General features: G+C 72.2%; 21 protein-coding genes. 12 read left to right on the top strand and 9 right to left on the bottom strand.

Annotation, left to right across the window (positions count from 1 at the left end; translation table 11 throughout):
* Together IE249_RS15325 and IE249_RS15320 are read left to right on the top strand one after the other, a co-directional pair.
* Positions 1–1,035 (top strand): FtsW/RodA/SpoVE family cell cycle protein (locus IE249_RS15325; protein WP_229858518.1); only part of this gene is annotated, 1,035 nt, incomplete at its 5' end.
* Positions 1,032–2,501: a penicillin-binding transpeptidase domain-containing protein gene (locus tag IE249_RS15320; RefSeq protein ID WP_189705371.1), complete on the top strand. Its 1,470-nt coding sequence runs from the start codon at positions 1,032–1,034 to the stop codon at positions 2,499–2,501. The genes IE249_RS15325 and IE249_RS15320, both read left to right, overlap by 4 nt.
* Before the next feature lie 9 nt (positions 2,502–2,510).
* Here IE249_RS15320 and IE249_RS15315 read toward each other — a convergent pair whose 3' ends face one another.
* Positions 2,511–3,623 (bottom strand): ferritin-like domain-containing protein, encoded by a 1,113-nt coding sequence (locus IE249_RS15315; protein ID WP_189705370.1) that lies wholly within the window; start codon positions 3,621–3,623, stop codon positions 2,511–2,513.
* Between the two features lie 151 nt (positions 3,624–3,774).
* Here IE249_RS15315 and IE249_RS15310 point away from each other — a divergent pair, with 151 nt between their 5' ends.
* The 4 genes from IE249_RS15310 (at position 3,775) to IE249_RS15295 (ending at position 7,118) form a co-directional block, all read left to right on the top strand.
* Entirely contained in the window at positions 3,775–4,713 is a 939-nt protein-coding gene (locus IE249_RS15310; protein ID WP_189705369.1) for an AurF N-oxygenase family protein, read from the top strand.
* Positions 4,714–4,858: 145 nt separating this feature from the next.
* A complete protein-coding gene (locus IE249_RS15305) occupies positions 4,859–5,518 on the top strand; it encodes a TetR/AcrR family transcriptional regulator (protein WP_189705368.1) in 660 nt (219 codons plus the stop codon).
* 10 nt (positions 5,519–5,528) lie between these two features.
* Entirely contained in the window at positions 5,529–5,864 is a 336-nt protein-coding gene (locus IE249_RS15300; RefSeq protein ID WP_189705367.1) for a DUF8847 domain-containing protein, read from the top strand.
* A 102-nt stretch (positions 5,865–5,966) separates the two neighbouring features.
* Entirely contained in the window at positions 5,967–7,118 is a 1,152-nt protein-coding gene (locus IE249_RS15295; RefSeq protein ID WP_189705366.1) for a C40 family peptidase, read from the top strand.
* Here the strand turns inward: IE249_RS15295 and IE249_RS15290 are convergent.
* The 5 genes from IE249_RS15290 to IE249_RS15270 all read right to left on the bottom strand — a co-directional run bounded on the left by IE249_RS15290 (position 7,082) and on the right by IE249_RS15270 (position 13,003).
* On the bottom strand, positions 7,082–8,344 hold the full coding sequence (locus IE249_RS15290; protein ID WP_189705365.1) for a styrene monooxygenase/indole monooxygenase family protein: 1,263 nt from the start codon (positions 8,342–8,344) through the stop codon (positions 7,082–7,084). The genes IE249_RS15295 and IE249_RS15290 overlap by 37 nt on opposite strands.
* 61 nt (positions 8,345–8,405) lie before the next feature.
* Positions 8,406–9,044: a GTP-binding protein gene (locus IE249_RS15285; protein WP_189705364.1), complete on the bottom strand. Its 639-nt coding sequence runs from the start codon at positions 9,042–9,044 to the stop codon at positions 8,406–8,408.
* On the bottom strand, positions 9,025–9,462 hold the full coding sequence (locus IE249_RS15280) for a DUF742 domain-containing protein (protein WP_373304390.1): 438 nt from the start codon (positions 9,460–9,462) through the stop codon (positions 9,025–9,027). Before IE249_RS15280 ends, IE249_RS15285 begins: the two co-directional genes overlap by 20 nt.
* Complete coding sequence (locus IE249_RS15275) at positions 9,459–9,962, bottom strand: roadblock/LC7 domain-containing protein (RefSeq protein WP_189705363.1); 504 nt, start codon at positions 9,960–9,962, stop codon at positions 9,459–9,461. Before IE249_RS15275 ends, IE249_RS15280 begins: the two co-directional genes overlap by 4 nt.
* Positions 9,959–13,003, bottom strand: coding sequence for a sensor histidine kinase (locus tag IE249_RS15270; RefSeq protein ID WP_229858515.1), 3,045 nt, complete (start codon positions 13,001–13,003; stop codon positions 9,959–9,961). The genes IE249_RS15275 and IE249_RS15270 overlap by 4 nt, the downstream gene beginning before the upstream one ends.
* Before the next feature lie 418 nt (positions 13,004–13,421).
* On the opposite strand from IE249_RS15270, the gene IE249_RS15265 reads away from it, so the two are divergent.
* Complete coding sequence (locus tag IE249_RS15265; protein ID WP_189705361.1) at positions 13,422–14,210, top strand: protein phosphatase 2C domain-containing protein; 789 nt, start codon at positions 13,422–13,424, stop codon at positions 14,208–14,210.
* A 431-nt stretch (positions 14,211–14,641) separates the two neighbouring features.
* Here the strand turns inward: IE249_RS15265 and IE249_RS15260 are convergent, their stop codons facing one another.
* Entirely contained in the window at positions 14,642–15,133 is a 492-nt protein-coding gene (locus IE249_RS15260) for a MarR family winged helix-turn-helix transcriptional regulator (protein ID WP_189705360.1), read from the bottom strand.
* 285 nt (positions 15,134–15,418) lie between these two features.
* Here IE249_RS15260 and IE249_RS15255 point away from each other — a divergent pair, with 285 nt between their 5' ends.
* Positions 15,419–16,258 carry a lysozyme gene (locus tag IE249_RS15255; RefSeq protein WP_189705359.1) on the top strand — a complete coding sequence of 280 codons (840 nt, stop codon included), beginning with the start codon at positions 15,419–15,421 and terminating at the stop codon, positions 16,256–16,258.
* Between the two features lie 78 nt (positions 16,259–16,336).
* On the opposite strand, the gene lon is transcribed toward IE249_RS15255, so the two are convergent.
* A complete protein-coding gene (gene lon / locus IE249_RS15250) occupies positions 16,337–18,760 on the bottom strand; it encodes an endopeptidase La (RefSeq protein ID WP_189705358.1) in 2,424 nt (807 codons plus the stop codon).
* A gap of 90 nt (positions 18,761–18,850) precedes the next feature.
* Positions 18,851–19,693, bottom strand: coding sequence for a rhomboid-like protein (locus tag IE249_RS15245; protein ID WP_189705357.1), 843 nt, complete (start codon positions 19,691–19,693; stop codon positions 18,851–18,853).
* A gap of 204 nt (positions 19,694–19,897) precedes the next feature.
* Here IE249_RS15245 and IE249_RS15240 point away from each other — a divergent pair, with 204 nt between their 5' ends.
* From IE249_RS15240 to IE249_RS15225, 4 genes are all read left to right on the top strand, one after another.
* Positions 19,898–20,575 (top strand): spermidine synthase family protein, encoded by a 678-nt coding sequence (locus tag IE249_RS15240; RefSeq protein ID WP_189705356.1) that lies wholly within the window; start codon positions 19,898–19,900, stop codon positions 20,573–20,575.
* A 121-nt stretch (positions 20,576–20,696) separates the two neighbouring features.
* Positions 20,697–21,434 (top strand): response regulator transcription factor, encoded by a 738-nt coding sequence (locus IE249_RS15235; RefSeq protein WP_189705355.1) that lies wholly within the window; start codon positions 20,697–20,699, stop codon positions 21,432–21,434.
* Positions 21,431–22,537, top strand: coding sequence for a HAMP domain-containing sensor histidine kinase (locus IE249_RS15230; RefSeq protein ID WP_189705354.1), 1,107 nt, complete (start codon positions 21,431–21,433; stop codon positions 22,535–22,537). The genes IE249_RS15235 and IE249_RS15230 overlap by 4 nt, the downstream gene beginning before the upstream one ends.
* 281 nt (positions 22,538–22,818) lie before the next feature.
* A complete protein-coding gene (locus tag IE249_RS15225) occupies positions 22,819–26,613 on the top strand; it encodes a multifunctional oxoglutarate decarboxylase/oxoglutarate dehydrogenase thiamine pyrophosphate-binding subunit/dihydrolipoyllysine-residue succinyltransferase subunit (RefSeq protein WP_189705353.1) in 3,795 nt (1,264 codons plus the stop codon).
* Positions 26,614–26,680: the final 67 nt, after the last annotated feature.

Here is a 26,680-nt window from a genome sequence, read left to right as displayed (position 1 = left end):
GGCGAGCGGGCCGCTCCGGTGCAGTTGGTGTGGTCCACGGTGGGCGTGGCGCTGTTCATCCTGGTGGTGCTGGTGCTGCGCGACCACCGCTGGCTCCAGCGCTACTCCTACGTGTGCGTAGTCGCCGCGCTCGCGCTGCTCACCCTGCCGATCCTGTTCCCGCCGGTGAACGGCGCCCGCATCTGGATCCGGCTCGGCGGATTCTCCTTCCAGCCGGGCGAGTTCGCGAAGGTGCTGCTGGCGGTGTTCTTCGCCGCGTACCTGGCCGCGGGCCGCAGCGCGCTGGCGTACACCGGCCGCCAGGTGTGGCGGCTGCAGCTGCCCACCGGGCGGGTGCTGGGTCCGGTGGTGGCGATCTGGTTGCTGAGCGTGGGCGTGCTGGTGCTGGAGCGCGACCTCGGGACCTCGCTGCTGTTCTTCGGACTGTTCGTCGTGCTGCTGTACGTGGCGACCGGGCGCACCGGCTGGATCGCGGTGGGGCTGCTGCTGGCGGCGGCGGGCGCGGTGGCCGTGGGCTGGCTGGAGCCGCATGTGCACAGCCGGGTGGAGGAGTGGCTGCACCCGTTCGCGTCGATCGAGGAGGGCCGCGGCCCGGGCCAGGTGGCGCAGTCGCTGTTCTCGTTCGCGGCGGGCGGGGTGCTGGGCACGGGGCTGGGCCTCGGGCACTCGATCCTCGTCGGGTTCGCCGCCAAGTCGGACTTCATCCTGGCCACGGCCGGGGAGGAGCTGGGGCTGGCCGGGCTGTCGGCGGTCTTCCTGCTCTACGCGCTGCTGGTCGAGCGCGGCTACCGGGCGGGCCTCGCCCTGCGTGACCCCTTCGGGCGGCTGCTCGCGGTGGGGCTGGCCTCGATCGTGGCGCTCCAGGTGTTCGTGATCGCGGGCGGGGTGACCGGGCTGATCCCGCTGACCGGCATGGCGATGCCGTTCCTCGCCCAGGGCGGCTCCTCGGTCGTCACCAACTGGGCGATCGTGGCGCTGCTGATCCGGGTGAGCCATGTGGCGCGCCGGCAGTACGACGGGAAGGTGGCGCCGTGAGCAGGTACATCCGGCACGCGGCCGCGTTCTGCGTCCTGCTGCTGGGGGCGCTGCTGGTCAACACCGCCTGGCTCCAGGTGCTCCAGGGCCCCTCCTACGGCGGCAACCCGGCCAACCGCCGCCCCACGATCGCCCGTTACGAGCAGCCGCGCGGGCAGATCCTGGTCGGCGGGCGGGCGGTGACCGGCTCCCGGGACACCGGTGAGCAGCTGCGCTACGAACGGACGTACACGGACGGGCCGTTGTACGCGCCGGTCACCGGCTTCGCCTCGCAGCGGTACGGGACGACGTTCCTGGAGCACGCCGAGGACCGGGTGCTCGCGGGCACCGACCCGATGCTGGCGGGCTTCCCGCTGTGGAACGACTTCACGCGGGCGCAGAGCCCGGGCGGCAACGTGGTGACGACCCTCGACCCGGCAGCGCAGCGGGCCGCGTTCCAGGGGCTGGGCACGCGCAAGGGGGCGGTCGTGGCGATCGAGCCGACGACGGGCCGCATCCTGGTGATGGCGTCCACGCCGTCCTTCGACCCGGCGGAGCTGTCCGGCAACGGGCCGGCGGTGGCGGCGGCCTGGGCGCGGCTGAACGACGACCCGGAGAAGCCGATGCTGAACCGGGCGGTGCGGCAGACCTATCCGCCCGGCTCGACGTTCAAGGTGGTCACCGCGGCGGCGGCGCTGGACGCGGGCGTGGTCACGGACCTGGACGCGCCGACCGACTCGCCGGACCCCTACCGGCTGCCGGGGACGCGGACGAGCCTCGCGAACGAGGCCGAGGGGTGCGAGAACGCCTCGCTGCGGTACGCCTTCGAGTGGTCGTGCAACACGGTGTTCGCCAAGCTCGCCGTGGACGTGGGCGTGGACCGCATGCGGGAGGCGGCGCGCGGCTTCGGCTTCAACGACAAGGAGCTGCGGATCCCCTTCTCGGTCGCGCCGAGCACGTTCGACACGCACGTGGACCGGGCGCAGCTGGCGCTGTCCTCCATCGGGCAGTACAACACGCGGGCCACCCCGCTGCAGATGGCGATGGTGGCGGCGGCGGTCGCGAACGACGGGCAGGTGCGGGCGCCGTACCTGGTGGAGCGCACCACGCGCCGCGGCGGGAGCCTGGTGTCCGCGGCCGGCTCCCGGCCGCTGCGGCAGGTGATGCGCCCGACGACGGCGGTGCGGCTGCGGGAGCTGATGTGCGACGTGGTCGCCGAGGGCACCGGCCACAACGCCGCGATCCCGGGCGCCACGGTGGGCGGCAAGACCGGCACCGCCCAGCACGGGCTGGGCAACGCCGGTACGCCGTACGCCTGGTTCGTCTCGTGGGCGCAGGGCCGGGACGACATGGACCCGAGGGTCGCGGTCGCGGTGGTGGTGGAGGACGCCTCGGCGCGGCGCGGGGACATCAGCGGCGGCGGTACGGCCGCGCCGATCGCCAAGGCGGTGATGGAGGCGGTGCTGCGCTCCCGGCCGGCGGGGTGAGGACCCGCGTCAGCCGGCCAGGCTCCGCCCCTCCTTGATCGCCTCCTCCACCTCGGCGACGCGCTCGCGCTCCTCGGCCGCGAAGCGTTCCGCGTCCAGTTTCTCGGCGATCTCCTCGTCCTGGGCCATGAGGAGGTCGAGGTTGGAGTTGCCCATCTCGAAGACGCCCATGTCGACGTAGGCCTGCTGCAGCCGTTTGCCCCACAGGCCGATGTCCTTCACGCACGGGACGATGCGGCTGAAGAGCAACTGACGGAAGAGCTGCAGGAATTCGGAGCGCTCGCTCAGCTCCTCGGCCTCGGCCCTCGGGATGCCGAAGTTCTCCAGGACCTCCACCCCGCGCAGTCGGTCGCGCATGAGGTGGCAGCCCTCGATGACGAACTCCTCGCGCTCGCGCAGTTCGGCGTCGGTGAGCTGCTTGTAGTAGTCGCGCAGCGCCATCCGGCCGAAGGCCACGTGCCGGGCCTCGTCCTGCATGACGTAGGCGAGGATCTGCTTGGGCAGGGGCTTGTCGGTGGTGTCGCGGATCATGCCGAAGGCGGCGAGCGCGAGGCCCTCGATGAGGACCTGCATGCCGAGGTAGGGCACGTCCCAGCGGCTGTCGCGCAGGGTGTCGCCGAGGAGGGACTGGAGGTTGTCGTTGATCGGGTAGACCAGCTGGATCTTCTCGTGCAGGAAGCGGGCGTAGATCTCGGCGTGCCGGGCCTCGTCCATGGTCTGGGTGGCCGAGTAGAACTTGGCGTCGAGGTCGGGGACGGACTCCACGATCCGGGCGGCGCAGATCATGGCGCCCTGCTCGCCGTGCAGGAACTGGCTGAACTGCCAGGAGGCGAAGTGCTGCCGCAGCTCGCCCTTGTCGCGCTCGGTCATCCGGTCCCAGTGGCGCGTCCCGTAGAGGGTCATCGCCTCCTCGGGGGTGCCGAGCGGGTCGTACGGGTCGACTTCGAGGTCCCAGTCGATCCGCTTCTGCCCGTCCCACTGCTTGTCCTTGCCCTTCTGGTACAGGGCGAGCAGTCGGTCGCGTCCTTCGTCGTACTCCCAGCTGAAGCGCGCCGCGCCGGAAGCGGGGACCTGCCAGTGGGGGTCGCCGGGGTCGTTGGCGTACAGGTCGTAGGTCGGCATACCGGCAGGCTCACACGTAGACGCCCAGTCAACAAGTCATGTGCAAGGGATTGACGGGCTTGCTGACAAGCAGTCTCATAAGAGGCGGAAGAACTGACCCGCGGGTAACCAGCGACCCCAGCCGCACCCCCGTACGACGAGGTGGACAGCCATGACGACCGTGACGGAAGCCGACGCGCTCGCCGGACTGCGCGACGCGCTCGGCCTGCTCAAGGACCGGGAACAGGTGGCGGAGCGGCTGCTCGACTCGTCCGCCAAGCACTCCTTCGACCCGGACAAGGAGCTGGACTGGGACGCGCCCTTCGAGGAGGGCAAGTGGTTCTGGCCGCCGGAGCTGGTGTCGTTGTACGACACGCCGATGTGGAAGCGGATGAGCGAGGAGCAGCGGATCCTGCTCTCCCAGCACGAGGCGGCCGCCCTCGCCTCGCTCGGCATCTGGTTCGAGCTGATCCTGATGCAGCTGCTCGTGCGGCACATCTACGACAAGCCGGCGACGAGCGCGCACGTGCGGTACGCGCTGACCGAGATCGAGGACGAGTGCCGGCACTCGAAGATGTTCGCCCGCGTGATCCAGCGCGGCGGCACGCCCTGGTACCCGGTGAGCCGGGCGCACCAGAACCTCGGCCGGCTCTTCAAGACCATCTCCACCACCCCCGGCTCCTTCACGGCGACGCTGCTCGGCGAGGAGGTCCTGGACTGGATGCAGCGGCTGACGTTCCCCGACGAGCGGGTGCAGACGCTGATCCGGGGGGTCACGCGCATCCACGTGGTCGAGGAGGCGCGGCACGTGCGGTACGCCCGCGAGGAGCTGCGCCGGCAGATGATGACGGCGCCGAAGTGGTCGCAGGAGTTCACCCGGGTGACCAGCGGCGAGTTCGCCCGGGTGTTCTCGGTGGCCTTCGTCAACCCGGAGATCTACACGAACGTCGGCCTGGACAAGCGCGAGGCCATGGCCCAGGTGAAGGCCAGCGGGCACCGGCGCGAGGTCATGCAGACGGGCGCCAAGCGGCTGACGGACTTCCTCGACGACATCGGCGTGCTGCGCGGAGTGGGCCGACGGCTGTGGAAGTCCTCCGGGCTGCTGGCCTGACCCCTCCCCCGAGCAGGCCGGCGGCTCCCCGATGCCCGAGCCGCCGGCCTCTGCCGCCCGGGCCGCGGTCCGGCCGCCGCGGGACCACCCGCGCGGGCGGCGCTCGCGCGGGTGGTCCCGGCGGGGGGCGATTACGCTGCCGGGCATGAGTGCTGCCGCGTCCACGCCCGCCTACCGCCGCCTCAGCGTCGAGGAGCGGCGGGCGCAATTGCTCGACGCGGCGCTGTCGCTCTTCGCGCACCGCGCGCCCGAGGAGGTCTCGCTGGACGACGTGGCGGAGGCGGCCGGGGTGTCGCGGCCGCTGGTGTACCGGTACTTCCCCGGCGGCAAGCAGCAGCTCTACGAGGCCGCCCTGCGCTCGGCCGCCGAGGAGCTGCGGCACTGCTTCGACGAGCCGCACGACGGCCCGCTCCTGCCCCGCCTCGCCCGCGCCCTGGACCGCTACCTGGCCTTCGTCGACGAGCACGACGCCGGTTTCACCGCGCTGCTCCAGGGCGGCAGCGTCGTGGAGACCTCGCGCACGACCGCCATCGTGGACGGGGTGCGCCGCGCCGCCGCCGAGCACATCCTCAGCCACCTGGGCGTCAGGGAACCCGGGCCCCGGCTGCGGATGACCGTGCGCATGTGGATCACGGCCGTGGAGGCAGCCTCCCTCATCTGGCTCGACGAGGACAAGCAGCCGCCCGTGGGAGAGCTGCGGGACTGGCTGGTCGAGCAGTTCACGGCCGTGATGGCCGTGACCGCCGGCCGGGACCCGCAGACCGCCGCACTCGTGGAACAGGTGCTGTCCGCGCAGGATGGCTGACACTGGTGCCGTGAAGAGCCAAGACACCCCCTTCGAGGGCGGGCCCATGGACGGCCGGGTGCTGCCCGTGCTGCTGGGACCCACCGGGCACCCGCCCAAGACGTACCGCATCCCGGTCCCGGACGCGGCCGGCGGTCCGCCGACCGTGCTGGTCTACCGCCGGGTGCCGCGCGGCCAGAGCAAGCGGCTCGGGGTGCCGCTGGGGTGGAAGTACGAGTTCGACCCCGAGGGAGGGAAGGGCGGGCGCGGCGGGCGGCTCAGGTGGCCGTGGTCCAAGCCCGGGACCGGGAGCGGTTCGCAGGACCCGGAAGGGCCCGGAGGCAAGCCGGGTGACACCGGCGGGTGAGCGCGCTGGGCCGGACGGCCCACAACGGGCACACAAGTCGGTTCATACGTCCAATCCTCACGGTGTGGAGCGGAAGGGCCGCCCCGCACCGGAGGTGATGGCGTGTCGGGAAGAGTGCTGCGTCTGGTGTGCACGGCGGCGGTGGCGGCGCAGGCAGCCCTGGCGCCGGTGGGAGCCGTGGCCGTGCCCGCGCCCACGGAACCCGGACAGCGGTCGGTGGCCGATCTGCTGACGGACCTCCAGAAGCTGTACCGGCAGACCGAGCAGGCCACCGAGACCTACAACTCCGCCGCCGAGCAGCTGACGAGGCAGCGCGCCGAGGTCGCCCGCCTGAACGCCGGTCTCGCCCGCGCCCGGCTCGCCCTGCACGACAGCCGGGGGGACGCCGGACGGCTCGCCCGCGAGCAGTACCAGGGAAGTTCCGGCGCCCTCTCCCCGTACCTACGGCTGCTGCTGGCCCGTGATCCGCAGCGCGCGCTCGACGAGGGACATGTGATCGGGCAGCTGGCGCGGGAGCGGGCCGGGACCCTGGGGCGGCTGGCCGGCAGCGAGAAGCGGGCGGACGAACTCGCCCGCGAGGCCCGCAAGGCGCTCGACACCCAGCTCGCCCTCGCCCAGCGGCAGCAGCGCGCCCGGGACGACGTCCAGGGCCGGCTGCACGAGGTCGAGCGGCTGCTCGCCTCGCTCAGCACGGAACAGCTCACCGCCCTCGCCGAGTTCGAGCGGAACGGGACCGCCGAGGCGCAGCGGAAGCTCCTGGCCTCCGGCGCGCTCGGCGACGACCGGCCGCCCACCGAGGAGGGCGAGGAGGCGGTGGGCTACGCGGTGCGGCAGGTCGGCAAGCCGTACCGGTGGGGCGCGGCCGGCCCGAAGGCCTACGACTGCTCGGGGCTGACCTCGCAGGCCTGGCAGCACGCCGGGACGGCCATCCCGCGCACCAGCCAGCAGCAGTGGGCGCGGCTGAAGCGGATCCCGCTGAACGAGCTGCGACCGGGCGACCTGGTGGTCTACTTCCCCGAGGCCACCCATGTCGCCCTCTACCTCGGCGACGGCATGGTGGTCCAGGCGCCGAGGCCCGGCGCGAAGGTGACGGTGTCGCCCGTCGCCGCCGCCCCGGTGCTGGGCGCCGTACGGCCCGACCCGGGCGGGAAGCCCCTCGCGCACTACACGCCGGTGAAGCTTCCCGCGGGCGCCCTGAACGGGCCGGACACCGGGCTCTACGCGGCCGGCGCTCCGGTGACCTCGGCCAGATAGGCCGCCGTCTTCTCCGGCTCGAAGAAGAAGTTCTCGAAGTCGGCCGGGTCGTTGAAGGCGTTGGCGAAGCGGTCGGCGACCGGCTGGAGCTGACCGGCCGCGCCGATCAGGTTCAGGACGTGCTCGGGCGGCGGGGCGAGCATGGCGTTCGTCCACTTGGTGACGTGCTGGGCGGTGTTCCAGTACCGGTCGAAGGTCTGCTGCATCCACTCCTCGTCGAACGGCTTGTCGCCGTGCTCGAGGATCGAGGCGAGGTAGGCGGCGGCGCACTTGGAGGCCGAGTTGGAGCCCTGGCCGGTGATCGGGTCGTTGGCGACGACGACGTCGGCGACGCCGAGGACCAGGCCGCCGCCGGGCAGCCGGCCGATCGGCTTGCGCACCGTCGGGGCGTAGCGCCCGGCCAGCGTGCCGCCGGCGTCCGTGAGCTCGACGTCCGTGGCGCGCGCGTACTCCCAGGGCAGGAACTTCTCCATGAGCTCCAGGGTCAGGCGCAGGTGCTCGGCCGGGTCCTTGACGCCGTTGAACACGTCCAGCGGGCCGCCCGGGACGCCCTCCCAGAACAGGATGTCGGCGCGGCCGGAGAGGGTGTACGTCGGCATGATGAACAACTCGCCGACGCCCGGGACCAGGTTGCAGCGGACCGCGTCGAAGTCGGGGTGCTCCGGGCGCGGGCCGAGGCCGTGCACGTACGCCACCGCGAGCGCCCGCTGCGGCCGGCTGTACGGGGAGCGGGAGGCGTCCCGCTCGAACATCGACACCAGCTCGCCCTTGCCCGCGGAGACCAGCACCAGGTCGTAGGCGCGGGAGAAGTAGTCGAGGTCGCCGACCGCGGCGCCGTGGACGACGAGCTGGCCGCCGCGCTGGGCGAAGGTCTCCATCCAGCCGGCCATCTTCACCCGCTGGTCCACCGACTGCGCGTACCCGTCCAGCCGGCCCACCCAGTCGATCGCGCGCTGCGAGGGGCCCGGGTCGAAGGAGCCGGGGGCGGCGACGGAGACGCCGAGGCCCTCGATCCTCGGCGCCTGCGACTCCCAGAAGTTCAGCTTCAGGTCGCGCTCGTGCTGGAGCGCCGTGTGGAACATGCACTGCGTCGACATGACCCGGCCGGAGCGGATCTCGTCCGCGGTCCGGTTGGACATCAGGGTGACCTCGTACCCGTGCGACTGGAGGCCGAGGGCGAGCTGGAGACCGGACTGGCCGGCCCCCACGACGAGTATCTTGCGCATGCGGGTGGTGCCTCCTAGGACTTCTGGACGGCGGGAGGGACTGCTCTGGGCGGTCCCCCGTTCACTCGGGGGTTTCCTCGAGGGCGTGGGCCACGAGGGCCAGCAGGGTCTCGATCGCCGAGATCCGGCGCCGCGCGTCCATGATCATGACAGGTATGTGCGGGGGGATCGTCAGCGCCTCCCGCACGTCCTCCGGCTCGAACAGCTCGGTGCCGTCGAAGTGGTTGACGGCCACGACGTACGGCAGTCCGCAGCTCTCGAAGTAGTCCAGCGCCGGGAAGCAGTCCTTCAGCCGGCGGGTGTCGGCCAGGACGACGGCGCCGATCGCGCCGCGCACCAGGTCGTCCCACATGAACCAGAACCGCTGCTGCCCCGGCGTGCCGAACAGGTAGAGGACCAGGTCGTCGTCGAGCGTGATGCGGCCGAAGTCCATGGCCACCGTGGTGGTCACCTTGCCCGGCGTGGCGGTGAGGTCGTCGGTCTCCTCGCTCGCCTCGGTCATCAGCGCCTCGGTCTGCAGCGGCGTGATCTCCGAGACCGCGGTGACCAGCGTGGTCTTGCCGACGCCGAAGCCGCCGGCCACCACTATCTTCGTGGCGATCGGGGCGCGGGTGCGGTCCGTCTGCCAGGACTTCAGGTCCTCGTCGGGCTCGACGACGAGGGGGGCGACGCCGGCGGCGTCAGAGACGGCGGAGTCCACTCAGCACCCTTTCCAGCAGAGCGCGGTCCGGACGGCCGGTGCCGTGACCGGTCCCGGTTCCGTACACACGGATCTTTCCCTGGTCCGCGAGGTCGCTCAGGAGCACGCGGACCACACCGAGCGGCATCTTCAGCAGCGCGGCGATCTCGGCCACCGTGCGCATACGGCGGCACAGTTCGACGATGGCCCGCATCTCCGGCATGACCCGGGTGGAGAGCGAACCGTTCGTCAGCTCCTTGCGCTCCTCGGGAGCCTCCAGCGCGGCCACGAACGTCTCCACCAGGAGGACGTGGCCGAAGCGGGTACGGCCGCCGGTGAGCGAGTAGGGGCGGACGCGGGCGGGCTTGCGGTCCCCGCCGCGCACCGGGAGCCGGTGCTGGTGCGCGGGGTTCGCCGGGCCGCTCATGGGAATGCTCATCGGTGACTCCCCGCCGGATCGGACTCCAGGGACTTCCTCAGCTCGCTGCGCAGTTCGGGCGTCAGCACGTGCCCGGCCCGGCCCACGAAGAGCGCCATGTGGTACGCCACGACGCTCATGTCGCAGTCGGCGGAGCCGTGCACGCCGAGCAGCGAGCCGTCGCTGATCGACATCACGAACACGCTGCCCTCGTCCATCGCCACCATCGTGTGCTTGACGGCGCCGGAGTCCATCAGCTTGGCCGCGCCGATGGTGAGGCTGCCGATGCCGGAGACGATGGTGGCCAGGTCGGCCGAGGAGCCGCGCGGGCCCGTGCGGGCCGCCGCTCGGCTCTCGCGGGCCTCGGAGTTGCGGCCGGGATCGGAGGAGAGCAGCAGCAGGCCGTCGGAGGAGACCACGGCCACCGATTCGATGCCGGGTACCTCCTCGACGAGGTTGGTCAGCAGCCAGTGCAGGTTGCGGGCCTCACTGCTCAGTCCGAAGGTACTGGGCGCGGTCAACTGCTTGCCTCCTCGACTGTGCCCCCCGTGGTTTCTTCGGCGTGTGCGTCGCTGTGGCCGAGGCCGGGTGCGGGGACGGCCGGCCGGTCGTTGCCGCCCGTCCGGTCCGCGATCTCCGCCGCTACGGCGCGCTGGCCGGCCTGGGCGCCCTGACGGAAGCCTCCCAGTCGGCGGCGGAGTGCCTCGGCGTCGACGGAGCCGGTGCGCCGGCGGGGGGCCGGGGTGGGTGCGGTGATCTTGGGAGTGCGCTTGGGCAGGCCCTTGGCGGTGACGGGTTCGTCGTCCGCCTCGGCCTGGGCACGGTGGTGCTCCGCCTCGGTCTCGGGCCCGGGTTCCGCATCCGTCGCGGTTTCCGGCTCGTGCGTGCGGGTGCGGCTCTCAGGGGGGCCCTGCGGGAACGGTGCGTCCTCGATTCGCGGGGCGTGGACGCGGAAGGGCTCCTCCGGGTGGCCGGAGGGGGCCTCGGCCCCGGGCTGGGGCTGGGGCTGGGAGGGGAGCAGGAGCTCCATGGTGGTCTCGGCGGGGGACTCCGCCGGGTGGCCGGGGTGCTCCGCGAGGTCCGCGGCGTCCTCGGCCGGGCCGGGCGGCGGGTACGCGGCCGCGGTCGTCGCCGAGCCGGTGGTGGACGTGGTCTCGTCGGCGGGGGCCGCCTCGTCGGTGGGTGCCGCCTCGTCCGCGGGGGCGGGCGCGTCGGACGCGGGCGCGTCGTCCGCGGGCGCGTCGGTCGGGGGCGCACCCGGCGTTTCCCGCTCGGCGGGAGCGGTGGCCTCCGCCTGGCGGGTGGCGTGTTCGGCCAGGGCGACCAGGGGGTCGGCGGACTCCGCACGGCCGTGCAGGACGTTGGAGTTGGCCTCGGCGTTCGCGCCGGGGAGGGAGTAGGTGCGGGGGCCGCCATGGGCCGGGCCGGAGGCGGGCACGGCCTCGGAGGGCGCGGCCGCGAGCAGGGTCTGGGGTACGACCACGACCGCCGCGGTGCCGCCCTGCCTCTGCTCGCGCAGCTGGACCCGCACCCCGTGCCGGTGGGCGAGCCGCGCGACCACGTACAGGCCGAGGCCCAGCCCGTCCTCGCCCTCCTGGTCGTAGGGGGACTCGGGGTCGAAGTCGGCGAGGCGGGCGTTGAGGCGGGCCATGCGCTCGCCGGCCATGCCGATGCCCTCGTCCTGGACGGAGAGCATGATCTCGCCGTTCTCCAGGAGCCACCCGGAGACCTCCACCGGCTGGTCGGGCGGGGAGAACGAGGTGGCGTTCTCCATCAGCTCGGCGAGCAGGTGGGACAGATCGTCCGCGGCGAAGCCGGCCACATGCGCGTGCGGGGGCAGGGCGGCGATGCGGACCCGTTCGTAGCGCTCGATCTCGCTGACCGCGGCGCGTACGACGTCGACGAGCGGGACGGGTCCGGCGTGCTGCTGCACGTGCTCGGTGCCGGCCAGCACGAGGAGGTTCTCGCTGTGCCGGCGCATCACGGTGGCGAAGTGGTCGAGCCGGAAGAGCGTGGCGAGGCGGTCGGGGTCCTGCTCGCGGTCCTCCAGGCCCTCGATGACGGCGAGCTGCCGCTCGACCAGGCCGAGGGTGCGCAGCGCCAGGTTGACGAAGGTGCCGCCGATGCTGCTGCGCAGCCGCTCCATCTGGGCGGCGGAGGCGGCGAGTTCGGCGCGCAGCTCCTCGCGGGCGTCGGCCATCTTCTGGCGCTGGCCGACCAGGTGCTTGCGGTCGGACTCCAGGGTGGCGACCCGCTCGGCGAGGGCGGCGGCCCGGGCGTGCAGTTCGTTGACGGAGCGGACGACCTGTGCGAACTCGTCGTTGCGGCCGGTGAAGGAGATCGGGTCCGCGGTGGTGGCGTCCTCGGCGCCTGCCAGCCGGGCGGAGCCCAGGCGCAGCACGGCGAGGGGACGGGTCAGGGTGCGGGCCAGGGCGGTGGCCACGGCGATGGTGAGCAGCAGGAGGGCGCCGAGCAGGGCGATGCGCAGCTCCAGGTCGGTGACATCGTCGTCACGGAGCTTGGCGAGGTCCTTGGTGCGGTGGTCGTAGAGGGAGGACTCCACACCGCGCATCAGGTCGATACGGGCGGTGAGGGCCGCCTCGGCCTTCGTGGTGCTGGTGTTGAGCTCGGAGTCGGAGAGCGTGGGCCGGTCGGTGAGCTTGGTCAGGTAGGACTCGGCGGAGCCGGTCTCCGGCCCGGTGACGGTGGAGTCGTAGGACTCGCGGGCCGCGTCGGGCGCGGTGTCGCGGAAGCCGGCGAGGGCCGCGTCGGAGCGCACCCGGGCCTGCTGGGCGGCGGCGCTGAGGGCGTCGCGCTGCTTGGTCTCGGCGGCCGAGGAGGTACTGGTCGTGGTGGGCAGGCCGGTGACGGGGCTGATCACGGTCTGCGTGGAGTGCGGCACGCTGAGGGCCGCGAGCAGCAGTCCGCGGGCGGCCGCGGCCTGCTGGACGGCGGTGTCGAGCTCGGCCAGGGAGTGGGCGCCGGACCCGGCCCGCGGGGGCATGCTGTCGGCGAGCTGCTCGGCCAGCCTGTGCAGTTCGGCGATGGCGGCGGAGTACGCCTGGTGGGCCTGGAGCGCGGTGCTCTGCCCGGTGAGCGCGGCGCGGCGCACGGCGGCGATGCCGTCCAGGTCGGTGCGCAGCCAGGCGGGCGTGTCGGGGTCGGCACGCAGTTCGTCGACCTGGCGGTCCACGCGGGTGCTGCGCTGCTCGGAGGGCGCCTTGGACTTGGGGCGGCCGGCGGCGACGTAGGAGGTGACCTCGTCGCGTTCGTCGGCGAGGGAGTGGGCCAGGGCGAGCGCGTCCTGGGTCCGGCCGGCGAGCGTCACCAGGTCCTGGGAGTCGCTCAGCTGCCCGGAGGCGGCGACGAGGGAGGGGGCGCCGGCGCCGGCCACGGCGGCGGCCACCACGGCGACGGCGGCGATGAGCCGGTTGCGTACGTGGGTCGGCCGGCCCTTGCCGACAGGGGTGGCCGGGGTGCCGGGAGCCGTGCCGGGCACGGGCCCGGGGATCCCCGCCGGGGCCGTCTGCTTGCCTGTGCGCCGAGGCCGCGTCTTCTGCACCGGTGCTCGCATTCCTGTACTCGTCTACCCATGGGCCCGGGTGACGTTCCGTCAGTTGTCGGACGACGGGTGCGTACACCCTCCCCCGGGCTCTCGGCTTGGCTCGAGCAGGGGGACCTGCATCGTTTTCCGACCCTCCCAGTGCCGGTGGGTGGTGGTCCCGCATCGTCCGACCGGCCACCCGAAGGAGTGAACATCGGAGGGGAGTTGGCGGGCAAGTCTCCGCGGCACGTGCGACGGCCCGGTGCGGTGGGCCGGTTGGACGTCTGCGGCAGGCTTTGGCAGGATTCGCCGCCACGGGTCGACGGAGCACGCCATTCCAGCCCAAAACAGGCGTCTGACCTGCGTCGCTGCGTCAATTCGCCGCCGGTTGCCAGCCTTTCGCAAACCTTGTGAAGGCCTCGTGCAGACTGGCCGGATGCGCACTGAAGTTGTTTCGGAGCCCGGCCACGAGGACCGCCCCAACGAGGACTTCGCGAGCGTCGGGGTACCCGCCTTTGGGCAGGGCGGTTGCCTGGTCGTCCTGGACGGCGTGACACCGCCGAGGACCGGTACGGGATGTCTGCATTCGGTCCCCTGGTTCACCGCCCGGCTGGGCGGCGCCCTGACCGAACTGACCGTTTCCTGCCCAGATCTGACGCTGCCGGAGATTCTCGCGCGCGCGATCTCCAGGACCGCCGAGGCCCACAAGATCACTTGTGACCTTTCTCACCCGCGGACACCTCAGGCAACCGTCGTGCTGGCCCGCTGGTCGGCCGGGACCCTCGACTACCTGGTCCTGTCCGACTCGGTGCTGCTGCTGGAGTCCCCGGCCGGCGAGGTCACCGCGGTCCTCGACGACCGGCTGGCCCGCCTGCCGCGTGCCTCGCTGGCCACCGACGCGCTGATCGACGCCGAGATCCGCAACAAGGAGGGCGGCTTCTTCACCGCCGCCGCGGATCCCTCGGTGGCCGGCCGCGCCGTGACGGGCAGCGTGCCGCTCTCCGGTGTCCGCGCCCTGGCCGCGCTGACGGACGGCGCGGCGAGGTGGGTGGAGAAGTTCCACGAGGGCGACTGGACCCAGTGCGTCGGCCTGTTGCGCAAGGAGGGCGCCCGCGCCCTGGTGAACCGCGTACGGTCCCTGGAAACAGCGGACGAGGAGGAACGCACGTACTTGCGCCGCAGCAAGACCCACGACGACGCTACAGCGGTCTTCGTGGAGCCATGACCCACCGAACACCCGCCCAAGCCCACGCCCCCGGGCACCGGCCGCACGCCCCCGGGCTCCCGACCCCCGACCGCACGGCCACCGGCCCCGGTCACAGGGCCACCGGGCGCCCGGGCGCCCGGCCGACGGCCACCGCGTTCCGACGGGCACGTCGGCCCCGGCCACCCGGCCACCGGTCCCCGGCCACAGACCGCCCAGCCACACGGCCACCAGCCCTCCGGCACACGCGGACGCCGTGTTCCGGCGGGCGGCGCCCCCGGTTACCCGGACCCCGGCCACTGGCCGCACGACCACCGGGCGCCCGGCAACCCGGCCCCCGGTCGCCCCCCGGCCGCACCGCCACTGGTCCCCCGGCCACCAGCCGGACGCCACCGGCCACCCCGTCACCGGCCCCCGGCCGCGCGTGTTTCGGTGGACGGCGGCGCTCCCGGCTACTTTTCCGCGCCCTCGTTCAGTTCGTGGAGGAGGCGGGCCAGCTCTGCGACCTCGCCGCGTTGCCAGTGGGCGAGTTGGCGGACGTAGCGGGCTCGGCGGGCCTCGCGGACGCGGCCCACGCGGCGGCGGCCCTCGTCGGTGAGGGCGATCAGCCAGGCCCGGCCGTCCGCCGGGTCCGGTTCCCTTGCGACCAGACCCAGTTCCTCCAGGGCGCGCAGCTGGCGGGACATGGTGGCCTTGCCCACGCCGATGTACGCGGCGAGCTCCGTGGCCCGCCGCCCCCCGCACTCGTCCAGCCGGACCAGCAGCCCGTACGCGGCGGACTCCAGGTCCGGGTGGACCTCGCGGGCCATCTCCCCCTGGCTGGCCCGCGCCCGCCGCAACAGCACCGTCAGTTCGCGTTCCAGGGCCAGGAACGGCCGGTCCGGTCCACTCGGCGACGCGCTGGGCTCGGCCTCGCGCCCGTCGCCTTTCGCGTCTTCCTGCACGTCAGCCCCTGCCTCGAGTTTTCCCGGTCCTGAAAGTTTCCGTCAGGCGCGGCCATCGCCGCAGCTCCGTCAGTATTTCGCAGGCGTAGACCAACGGCAGCCACCGGACCCCCTTCCCAGCCCCGGGTCTACGTGCGTAGCTTCTTGGTCAGGCAACCAATGGCATGCCCACGCCATCGCCGTGACCCGCACGTCGGCGAGCGGCGGCCCGCCCTCCCCAGCGGTGCGAGCCGGCATGCCCCGCACCTCCCCCCACCGTGCACCACCGAGCTTCGGAGGCACGACATGCCCGTGCGCAGATCCAGCGGGTCCAGATCCGCGAGACCCGCCGTCCGCATCCGGCGGCTGACCGTCGCGGGAGCCCTGCTCGCCGCGTGCTCCTTCCTCTGCACCACCCCCTCCTCGGCCGCCACCACCCCCGCCCGCGGCTCCGCCCACATGGGCATGGGCGTACTGGCCCACGACGGCCAGGCAGGGACGCCGACCAGCGACCAGGCCACCCAGACCGAGGGCGTCGACGTCAGCGCCTACCAGGGCAACGTCGCCTGGTCCACGCTGTGGAACAGCGGCGTCCGCTGGGCCTACACCAAGGCGACCGAGGGGACGTACTACACGAACCCCTACTTCGCGCAGCAGTACAACGGCTCCTACAACGTCGGCATGATCCGCGGTTCGTACCACTTCGCGACCCCGGACACCACGAGCGGAGCCACCCAGGCGAACTACTTCGTCGACCACGGCGGCGGCTGGTCCCGCGACGGCAAGACCCTCCCGGGCGCCCTCGACATCGAGTGGAACCCCTACGGCGCGGCCTGCTACGGCAAGTCCGCGAGCGGCATGGTCAGCTGGATCGCCGACTTCCTGAACACCTACAAGGCCCGCACCGGCCGTGACGCCGTCATCTACACGGCCACCAGCTGGTGGACCCAGTGCACGGGCAACTACGGCGGTTTCGCGGCCGACAACCCGCTCTGGATCGCCCGTTACGCCTCCGCCCCGGGCACGCTGCCGGCCGGCTGGGGCTACTACACGATGTGGCAGTACACCTCGTCCGGCCCGACGGTCGGGGACCACGACAAGTTCAACGGCGCCCTCGACCGGGTCCAGGCCCTGGCCAACGGCTGAGCCGGGGGCCGCGGCACGCACGGTGAAGGCCCGGGCCTCCCTCACGGGACCCGGGCCTTCCCTATCCGGCCGCGCCCGTCACGCCGCGACCGGAACCTCCGGCTCCGCCCCACTCGCCACGGGCGCCAGAGCCAGCTCCAGGACCTGGCGGACGTCGGTGACGGCGTGGACCTCCAGCTTGTCCAGCACCTCCGCGGGGACGTCGTCCAGGTCGGGCTCGTTGCGCTTGGGGATGATCACGGTGGTCACCCCGGCGCGCTGCGCGGCGAGCAGCTTCTGCTTCACGCCGCCGATCGGAAGCACGCGCCCGGTCAGCGAGACCTCGCCGGTCATCGCCACGTCCGTGCGGACCAGACGGCCCGAGAGCAGCGACGCGAGCGCCGTGGTCATCGTGATGCCCGCGCTCGGGCCGTCCTTCGGCACCGCGCCCGCCGGGAAGTGGATGTGCACGCCCCGGTCCTTCAGGTCGCCCACCGGCAGCTCCAGTTCGGCGCCGTGGCTGCGCAGGAAGCTCAGCGCGATCTGCGCCGACTCCTTCATCACGTCACCCAGCTGACCGGTCAGGGTCAGCCCCGCCCCGCCCGTCTCCGGGTCGGCCAGGGACGCCTCGACGAAGAGCACGTCGCCGCCGGCGCCGGTGACCGCGAGCCCGGTCGCCACACCGGGCACGGCCGTGCGGCGCTCCGCCGGGTCCTGGGCGGACTCGGGCACGTGGTGCGGCCGGCCGATCAGGGCGCGCAGGCCGTCCGCGGTGACCGTGAACGGCAGCTCCCGCTCGCCCAGTTCGTGCTGGGCCGCCACCTTGCGCAGCAGCCGCGCGACGGACCGCTCCAGGGTGCGCACGCCCGCCTCGCGCGTGTACTCGCCCGCGAGCCTGCGCAGCGCGCCCTCCTCGATCGTCACCTCGTCCTTGCTCAGACCGGCCCGCTCCAGCTGGCGCGGGAGCAGGTGGTCGCGGGCGATGACGACCTTCTCGTCCTCGGTGTAACCGTCGAGCCGCACGATCTCCATACGGTCCGCGAGGGCCTCGGGGATTGCCTCGAGCACGTTGGCGGTGGCGAGGAAGACCACGTCCGACAGGTCGAGCTCGACCTCCAGGTAGTGGTCCCGGAAGGTGTGGTTCTGCGCCGGGTCCAGGACCTCCAGCAGGGCCGCGGCCGGGTCGCCCCGGAAGTCGGAGCCCACCTTGTCGATCTCGTCCAGCAGGACCACCGGGTTCATGGACCCGGCCTCCTTGATGGCGCGCACGATCCGTCCGGGCAGCGCGCCGACGTACGTACGCCGGTGGCCGCGCACCTCGGCCTCGTCGCGTACGCCGCCGAGGGCGACGCGGACGAACTTGCGGCCCATCGCGTGGGCGACGGACTCGCCGAGGCTGGTCTTGCCGACACCGGGCGGCCCGACGAGGGCCAGCACGGCGCCCCCGCGCCGCCCGCCGATGACGCCCAGGCCGCGGTCGCCGCGCCGCTTGCGCACGGCCAGGTACTCGGTGATGCGCTCCTTCACGTCCTGCAGGCCGGCGTGCTCGGCGTCCAGGACCGCCTTGGCGCCCTGGATGTCGTAGGCGTCCTCGGTCCGCTCGTTCCACGGCATCTCCAGGACGGTGTCGAGCCAGGTGCGGATCCAGGAGCCCTCCGGCGAGGCGTCGGAGGCGCGCTCCAGCTTGTCGACCTCTTTGAGCGCGGCCTCGCGGACCTTCTCGGGCAGGTCGGCGGCCTCGACGCGGGCGCGGTAGTCGTCGGACTCCTCGCCCTCGCTCTCGCCGTTCAGCTCGCGCAGTTCCTTGCGCACCGCTTCGAGCTGGCGGCGCAGCAGGAACTCCCGCTGCTGCTTGTCGACGCCCTCCTGGACGTCCTTGGCGATGGTCTCGGCCACGTCCTGCTCGGCGAGGTGGTCGCGCAGCTGCTGGGTGGCGAGCTTCAGACGGGCCACCGGGTCGGCGGTCTCCAGCAGCCCGATCTTCTGCTCGGTGGTCAGGAAGGGCGAGTAGCCGGAGTTGTCGGCGAGCGCGGAGACGTCGTCGATGGCCTGCACACGGTCCACGACCTGCCAGGCGCCGCGCTTGCGCAGCCAGGCGGTGGCGAGGGCCTTGTACTCCTTGACCAGTTCGGCGACCTGCCCGGGCAGCGGCTCGGGGACGCTCTCGTCGATCCGCGTGCCCTCGACCCACAGCGCGGCGCCCGGGCCGGTGGTGCCGGCGCCGATCCGCACCCGGCCCCGGCCGCGGATCAGGGCGCCCGGGTCCCCGTCGGCCAGCCGGCCGACCTGCTCGACGGTGCCCAGGACGCCCGTCCTGGCGTACGTTCCCTCGATGCGCGGCACCAGCAGCACCTTGGGCTTGCCCGGCTCCGACCGCGCGGCGGCCTGGGCGGCCTCGACCGCGGCGCGCACCTCGGAGTCGCTCAGGTCCAGCGGAACCACCATCCCGGGCAGCACGACCTCGTCGTCGAGCGGCAGCACGGGCAGGACGAGCGGTGTGAACGCCGTGGACTCAGCAGCCATGATCTCCCCTTCGGCAGTCAAGTTGAGCTATGCCGACTCAATGCCCGGGGTACCACCGAATGTTCCCCGACCGCCGTTCGCCCACAGCGATCAGGGGATGCGCCGTGACCGCCGCAGCAGCGGCCAGGCCGCCATGCCCAGTCCCACGGAGACGAGGTGGCCCGAGCTCGTCATGGGGTCGACGAAGGTGAGCAGGTCCTCGATGATCGTGGCGACGAACAGCGTCAGCAGCGGCCAGCGCACCCACGGGCGCACCAGTCCGGCGAGGGCGCCGACGCTCGCGGCGACGCCGAAGCTGATGCCGTAGTCGAGGCGGTGCAGCGAGCTCGCCGGCAGGTCCCCGGAAAGCACCCCGAGGGCGACCGGGATCTCGGTGGCCAGCGTGGCCAGCACGTGCCCGGCCAGGAACACCCCGGCCGTCCGCAGCGCACCCGTGCGCCGCTCCAGCGCGGTGAGCACCAGCAGGAAGCACAGCGCGTACGGCGAGGCGACGCCGCCCGCGATCCACAGCGCGCTCGCCGGCAGCACCAGCAGGGGCACCCGCACCAGGTGCGCGACGTCCGTGCTGGAGCTGCGGTACAGCGCGTCCATGAGGTCCGGAGCGGCGTACCGCGCGATCAGCGAGGTGACGGCGAGCAGGGCCGCGTACCAGAAGGTGAACGGCGTACTGGTGGGACCGGGGAGCAGCCGCCAGGAGCGCCGCGTCCGCGGCCAGGCCGCGGGGAGGGCCGTCCAGCACGGCCGCACGGGCGCGGCCGGCGCCGGCCCCGCCGCTTCCGCACAAAGGCCGCGCGGGACCGGCGCGGCCTCGCCGCGCGGGCGCTGCTGCGGCATTCCGTCCAGCAGGTGTCGGGCGCCCCCGGACGGCGGTGGAAGGGGAGCGTTCGAGGGCGGCGACGAGGCCGCGGCCTCGGCCGTCGCAGTCCGTTCCACCGTGGGGGCCTCCTTCCGTCGCATCCCACCCTTCGGGTCACGGACGCCTCGTGTCTATGACCGGCGCCACCGCACGGCCGATTCTCAGGAAGCTATTAAGTTCCTCATGCAAGATCCTCATCGAGGATCCTCGCAGATTGTCGTACCGCCGCTGTCACCCGTAATTCACGTGGCCGTACAGGCGTGTTGGGGCAGGATGCCCTCATGACCACGTCGTACGGCTCCCCCATCGTGCTGGACCGCCGCGAGGGTCCCCACGGCGAGGTCGTGCTGCGCCGGCACGGCCCGCTGCTGCAGATCATCGCCAACGGCTGCTTCCTGATGGACACCTCCGACGGGCGTTCCGAGCGGCTCCTCGTCGACGCCGCCCTCGCCGCGCTGGACGGCCGGCCACACCCGGACGTGCTGATCGGTGGCCTGGGCGTCGGCTTCTCGCTCGCGCACGCCGCCGCGGACCCGCGCTGGGGGCGGATCACCGTCGTCGAGCGGGAGCGCGCGATCGTCGGCTGGCACCGCGACGGCCCGCTGTCCGGGCTGACCGCGTCCGCGCTCGCCGACCCGCGCACCGGCATCGTCGAGAGTGATCTGATCGACTACGTCAATGAGACTTCCGCCACGTTCGACGCGCTCTGCCTCGACATCGACAACGGCCCCGGCTGGACGGTCACGGAGGGCAACGCGGGGCTGTACGCACCGGCCGGACTGGCAAGCTGCGCAAGGGTGTTGAGGCCCGGCGGGGTGCTCGCCGTATGGTCGGCCGAGCCGTCTCCGGAATTCGAGGGAACCTTGCGGAATGTCGGGTTCCAACAGGTGCGCACCGAAGAGATCCCCGTTGCCCGGGGCGTTCCGGACGTCGTGCACATCGGCGTCCGACCTGGATAGCAAAGCCGCGGTGACTCCCCGTACGCTGCTTCCCTGACGCCGATCATTCAAGCGTCAATCGCAACCACGCGCAGTCAAGGGATCACCCCACGGATTCCGGAAAGCAACTCAGGGGCGGGCGATGGAGCAGACACACACCGCGCACAACGGCACGACGGCCACCCCGGGCGCCCAGCGCCGGGTCCTGGTGGTCGAGGACGACCAGACCATCATGGACGCCATCGCCACCCGCCTGCGCGCCGAGGGATTCCTCGTGCAGACCGCGGGCGACGGGCCGGCCGCCGTGGACACCGCCGAGGCCTGGCAGCCCGATCTGCTGATCCTCGACATCATGCTGCCCGGCTTCGACGGGCTGGAGGTCTGCCGCCGTGTGCAGGCCGCCCGGCCGGTGCCGGTGCTGATGCTCACCGCGCGCGACGACGAGACCGACATGCTGGTCGGGCTGGGCGTCGGCGCCGACGACTACATGACCAAGCCCTTCTCGATGCGGGAGCTGGCGGCGCGTGTGCACGTGCTGCTGCGCCGCGTGGAGCGCGCGGCGATCGCCGCGGCCACCCCGCGCAGCGGCATCCTGCGCCTGGGCGAGCTGGAGATCGACCACGCGCAGCGCAGGGTGCGGGTGCGCAGCGAGGACGTCCACCTCACGCCGACGGAGTTCGACCTGCTGGTGTGCCTGGCGAACACCCCGCGCGCGGTGCTCTCGCGCGAGCAGCTGCTGGCCGAGGTCTGGGACTGGGCGGACGCCTCCGGCACCCGGACCGTGGACAGCCACATCAAGGCGCTGCGCCGGAAGATCGGCGCCGAGCGGATCCGCACGGTGCACGGCGTGGGCTACGCGCTGGAGACGCCCACCCCATGAGCGGCGGGCCGGCCGCGCGGAGAGACTCCGGCGAACGCCTGGGCGGCGTACGCCCGTTCTCGATCAAGACCAAGCTGGGCGCACTGGTCGTCATCTCGGTGCTGATCACCACGGGCCTGTCGATGATCGCGGTGCACACCAAGACCGAGCTCCGCTTCATCATGGTCTTCTCGATGATCGCCACGCTTCTCATTACGCAGTTCGTGGCGCATTCGCTCACCTCGCCGCTGGACGAGATGAACGCGGTGGCCCGGTCCATCTCGCACGGCGACTACACGCGCCGGGTGCGGGAGAACCGCCGGGACGAACTGGGCACGCTGGCCCAGACCATCAACCGCATGGCCGACGAGCTCGCGGCGCAGGACCGCCAGCGCAAGGAACTTGTGGCGAACGTCTCGCACGAGCTGCGCACCCCCATCGCGGGCCTGCGCGCGGTGCTGGAGAACATCGTCGACGGGGTCACCGAGGCCGACCCCGAGACCATGCGCACGGCCCTGAAGCAGACCGAGCGCCTCGGCCGGCTGGTCGAGACGCTGCTGGACCTCTCCCGGCTGGACAACGGCGTGGTGCCGCTGAAGACGCGGCGGTTCGAGGTGTGGCCGTATCTGTCGGGCGTGCTGAAGGAGGCCAACATGGTCGCCTCGGTGCGCGCCGGCATCGCCTCCGGGTCCGGCAGCCACACCCGTACCGACGTCCACCTCCACCTCGACGTCTCCCCGCCGGAGCTGACCGCGCACGCGGACCCCGAGCGCATCCACCAGGTCGTCGCCAACCTGATCGACAACGCGGTCAAGCACAGCCCGCCGCACGGGCGCGTGACGGTGAAGGCGCGGCGCGGGCCGCAGCCGGACTCGCTGGAGCTGGAGGTCCTCGACGAGGGACCCGGCATTCCGCGCTCGGAGTGGCACCGCGTCTTCGAGCGCTTCAACCGGGGCGCGGTGAGCCGGCCGCACGGTCCGGGCAGCGACGGCGGCACGGGACTGGGGCTGGCGATCGCGCGCTGGGCGGTGGATCTGCACGGCGGCCGGATCGGCGTGGCCGAATCCGAGCGTGGCTGCCGGATCCTCGTCACCCTTCCAGGGCCTCGCTCCGCACCAAGTTGACGTAAAGTTCGATCCGGAACCACAAGATCCACGATCACCGGCGCCACCGGACCCGTGCGATCAGGCGGGGGCCTGCACCTTCGGGGGGTCAGGCCCGGGTCCAGCCTTCCCATCAGCCGGTGAACCACACTTGTTTCCCGCCATTTCAAGCCCCGAAACCCAGCTTTTGATGTGACTTACGCGACGAAGGACCGGCCCGACCTGACCTTCACGGTCTTGGAGGCGTAGCCTTTATTCCCGCTGTCCATCACCTTGTGAAGCGGAAGAGGGCGGTTGCCGCCGTGTCGCCACAGTCCCCCAGTAACGCATCGAGCATCTCGACCGACGCAGACCAAGCCGGGAAGAACCCCGCGGCCGCGTTCGGTCCCAATGAGTGGCTCGTCGACGAGATCTATCAGCAGTACCTCCAGGACCCGAACTCGGTAGACCGCGCCTGGTGGGACTTCTTCGCCGACTACAAGCCGGGGGCCGCCACCACGGCCGCGGCGGGCACTGCGGCCGCGGGGGCCGCAGGGACCACCACGGCCCCGTCGGCGCCCGCCCAGGCCACGCCCGCGCAGGCCGCGCCCGCTGCGGCGAAGCCCGCGGCGGCTGCTCCGGCGCCCGCCAAGCCGGCCCCCCAGGCCGCTCCGGCCGCCCCGGCCGCGCCCGCCGCCGCGAAGCCGGCCGCCGCCAAGGCGAAGGCCGCGCCCGCCGCCGCCGCGCCCGAGGGCCCCGAGTTCGTGACGCTGCGCGGCCCGTCCGCCGCGGTCGCCAAGAACATGAACGCCTCGCTGGAGCTGCCCACGGCCACGTCCGTGCGCGCGGTCCCGGTGAAGCTGCTGTTCGACAACCGCATCGTCATCAACAACCACCTCAAGCGGGCCCGCGGCGGGAAGATCTCCTTCACGCACCTGATCGGCTTCGCGATGGTGCAGGCCATCAAGGCCATGCCGTCGATGAACTGGTCGTTCGGCGAGAAGGACGGCAAGCCGGCCCTGATCAAGCCGGCGCACGTCAACCTCGGCCTGGCCATCGACCTGGTCAAGCCCAACGGCGACCGCCAGCTGGTCGTCGCGGCCATCAAGAAGGCCGAGACGCTGAACTTCTTCGAGTTCTGGCAGGCCTACGAGGACATCGTCCGCCGCGCCCGCGACGGCAAGCTGACGATGGACGACTTCACCGGCGTCACCGTCTCCCTCACCAACCCCGGCGGCCTCGGCACGGTCCACTCCGTGCCGCGCCTGATGCCCGGCCAGTCGGTGATCATGGGCGTCGGCTCCATGGACTACCCGGCGGAGTTCCAGGGCACCTCCCAGGACACCCTGAACAAGCTCGGCGTCTCCAAGGTCATGACGCTCACGTCGACCTACGACCACCGGGTGATCCAGGGCGCCGCCTCCGGCGAGTTCCTGCGCCAGGTGGCCAACCTCCTGCTCGGCGAGAACGGCTTCTACGACGAGATCTTCGAGGCCCTGCGCATCCCCTACGAGCCGGTCCGCTGGCTCAAGGACATCGACGCCTCCCACGACGACGACGTCACCAAGGCCGCGCGGGTCTTCGAGCTGATCCACTCCTACCGGGTCCGCGGCCACGTCATGGCCGACACCGACCCGCTGGAGTACCGCCAGCGCAAGCACCCCGACCTGGACATCGTCGAGCACGGCCTCACCCTGTGGGACCTGGAGCGCGAGTTCGCCGTCGGCGGCTTCGCGGGCAAGTCGATGATGAAGCTGCGCGACATCCTCGGCGTGCTGCGCGACTCGTACTGCCGCACCACCGGCATCGAGTACATGCACATCCAGGACCCCAAGCAGCGCAAGTGGATCCAGGACCGCGTCGAGCGCCCGCACTCCAAGCCGGAGCGCGAGGAGCAGCTGCGCATCCTGCGCCGGCTGAACGCGGCGGAGGCCTTCGAGACCTTCCTGCAGACCAAGTACGTGGGGCAGAAGCGGTTCTCCCTGGAGGGCGGCGAGTCCGTCATCCCGCTGCTCGACGCGGTGCTGGACTCGGCCGCCGAGTCCCGCCTGGACGAGGTCGTCATCGGCATGGCCCACCGCGGCCGCCTCAACGTGCTCGCCAACATCGTCGGCAAGTCCTACGCGCAGATCTTCCGCGAGTTCGAGGGCAACCTCGACCCGAAGTCGATGCACGGCTCCGGCGACGTGAAGTACCACCTGGGCGCCGAGGGCACCTTCACCGGCCTGGACGGCGAGCAGATCAAGGTCTCGCTGGCCGCGAACCCCTCCCACCTGGAGACGGTCGACCCGGTCATCGAGGGCATCGCCCGCGCCAAGCAGGACATCATCAACAAGGGCGGCACGGACTTCACCGTCCTGCCGGTGGCGATCCACGGCGACGCGGCCTTCGCGGGCCAGGGCGTGGTGGCAGAGACCCTGAACATGTCGCAGCTGCGCGGCTACCGCACCGGCGGCACGGTCCACATCGTCATCAACAACCAGGTCGGCTTCACCGCCGCCCCGGAGTCCTCGCGCTCGTCGATGTACGCCACCGACGTCGCGCGGATGATCGAGGCCCCGATCTTCCACGTGAACGGCGACGACCCGGAGGCCGTGGTCCGCGTCGCGCGGCTGGCCTTCGAGTTCCGCCAGGCGTTCAACAAGGACGTGGTGATCGACCTCATCTGCTACCGCCGCCGCGGTCACAACGAGTCGGACAACCCGGCCTTCACCCAGCCGCTGATGTACGACCTGATCGACAAGAAGCGCTCGGTGCGCAAGCTCTACACCGAGTCCCTGATCGGTCGCGGCGACATCACCCTGGAAGAGGCCGAGCAGGCGCTGCAGGACTACCAGGGCCAGCTGGAGAAGGTCTTCACCGAGGTCCGCGAGGCGACCTCGCAGCCGGCCACCCCGCAGTCCCCGGACCCGCAGGCGGGCTTCCCGGTCCAGGTCAGCACCGCGATCTCCGCAGAGGTCGTCAAGCGCATCGCCGAGTCGCAGGTCAACATCCCCGAGCACTTCACCGTCCACCCGCGTCTGCTGCCCCAGCTGCAGCGCCGGGCGGCGATGGTCGAGGACGGCACCATCGACTGGGGCATGGGCGAGACCCTCGCGATCGGCTCGCTGCTGCTCGAGGGCGTCCCGGTCCGGCTCTCCGGCCAGGACTCCCGCCGCGGCACCTTCGGCCAGCGTCACGCGGTGCTGATCGACCGCGAGACCGGCGAGGACTACACCCCGCTGCTGTATCTGTCCGACGAGCAGGCCCGCTACAACGTCTACGACTCGCTGCTCTCCGAGTACGCGGTGATGGGCTTCGAATACGGCTACTCGCTCACCCGCCCCGACGCGCTGGTGATGTGGGAGGCGCAGTTCGGCGACTTCGCCAACGGCGCCCAGTCGGTCATCGACGAGTACATCTCGGCCGCCGAGCAGAAGTGGGGCCAGACCTCCGGCGTCACGCTGCTGCTGCCGCACGGCTACGAGGGCCAGGGCCCGGACCACTCCTCGGCCCGCATCGAGCGCTACCTCCAGCTGTGCGCGCAGAACAACATGACGGTCGCGATGCCGACCCTGCCGTCGAACTACTTCCACCTCCTGCGGTGGCAGGTGCACAACCCGCACCACAAGCCGCTGGTCGTCTTCACCCCGAAGTCGATGCTGCGCCTGAAGGCCGCGGCCTCGAAGGCGGAGGAGTTCACCACGGGCCAGTTCCGCCCGGTCATCGGGGACGCCTCGGTCGACCCGAGTGCGGTGCGCAAGGTCGTCTTCTGCGCCGGCAAGGTCTACTACGACCTCGAGGCCGAGCGCCGCAAGCGCGGCGTGACGGACACGGCGATCATCCGCATCGAGCGCCTGTACCCGCTGCCGGGCGCCGAGCTCCAGGCGGAGATCAAGAAGTACCCGAACGCCGAGAAGTACCTGTGGACGCAGGAGGAGCCGGCGAACCAGGGTGCCTGGCCGTTCATCGCGCTCAACCTGATCGACCACCTGGACCTGGCGGTCGGCGCGGACGTGCCCGCGGGCGAGCGCCTGCGCCGCATCTCGCGTCCGCACAGCTCCTCCCCGGCCGTCGGTTCCGCCAAGCGGCACCAGGCGGAGCAGGAGCAGCTCGTGCGCGAGGTGTTCGAGGCGTAGGGGCGCAGTGCCACGTGGCCGGGCCGCACTCCCCCCGGGGAGTGCGGCCCGGCCGTTTTCGCGCGCC

This window comes from Streptomyces anandii JCM 4720 (genome assembly GCF_014650655.1).
GTDB lineage: Bacteria > Actinomycetota > Actinomycetes > Streptomycetales > Streptomycetaceae > Streptomyces > Streptomyces anandii.
This window is presented reverse-complemented; position numbering and strand designations above follow the sequence as displayed.

Coding starts and splice junctions, on each gene's coding strand:
- IE249_RS15235 (WP_189705355.1), top strand. CDS start 20,697: ATGGAGCAGACACACACCGCGCACAACGGCACGACGGCCACCCCGGGC.
- IE249_RS15240 (WP_189705356.1), top strand. CDS start 19,898: ATGACCACGTCGTACGGCTCCCCCATCGTGCTGGACCGCCGCGAGGGT.
- IE249_RS15280 (WP_373304390.1), bottom strand. CDS start 9,462: ATGAGCATTCCCATGAGCGGCCCGGCGAACCCCGCGCACCAGCACCGG.
- IE249_RS15265 (WP_189705361.1), top strand. CDS start 13,422: ATGCGCACTGAAGTTGTTTCGGAGCCCGGCCACGAGGACCGCCCCAAC.
- IE249_RS15310 (WP_189705369.1), top strand. CDS start 3,775: ATGACGACCGTGACGGAAGCCGACGCGCTCGCCGGACTGCGCGACGCG.
- IE249_RS15230 (WP_189705354.1), top strand. CDS start 21,431: ATGAGCGGCGGGCCGGCCGCGCGGAGAGACTCCGGCGAACGCCTGGGC.
- IE249_RS15255 (WP_189705359.1), top strand. CDS start 15,419: ATGCCCGTGCGCAGATCCAGCGGGTCCAGATCCGCGAGACCCGCCGTC.
- IE249_RS15305 (WP_189705368.1), top strand. CDS start 4,859: ATGAGTGCTGCCGCGTCCACGCCCGCCTACCGCCGCCTCAGCGTCGAG.
- IE249_RS15315 (WP_189705370.1), bottom strand. CDS start 3,623: ATGCCGACCTACGACCTGTACGCCAACGACCCCGGCGACCCCCACTGG.
- lon (WP_189705358.1), bottom strand. CDS start 18,760: ATGGCTGCTGAGTCCACGGCGTTCACACCGCTCGTCCTGCCCGTGCTG.
- IE249_RS15290 (WP_189705365.1), bottom strand. CDS start 8,344: ATGCGCAAGATACTCGTCGTGGGGGCCGGCCAGTCCGGTCTCCAGCTC.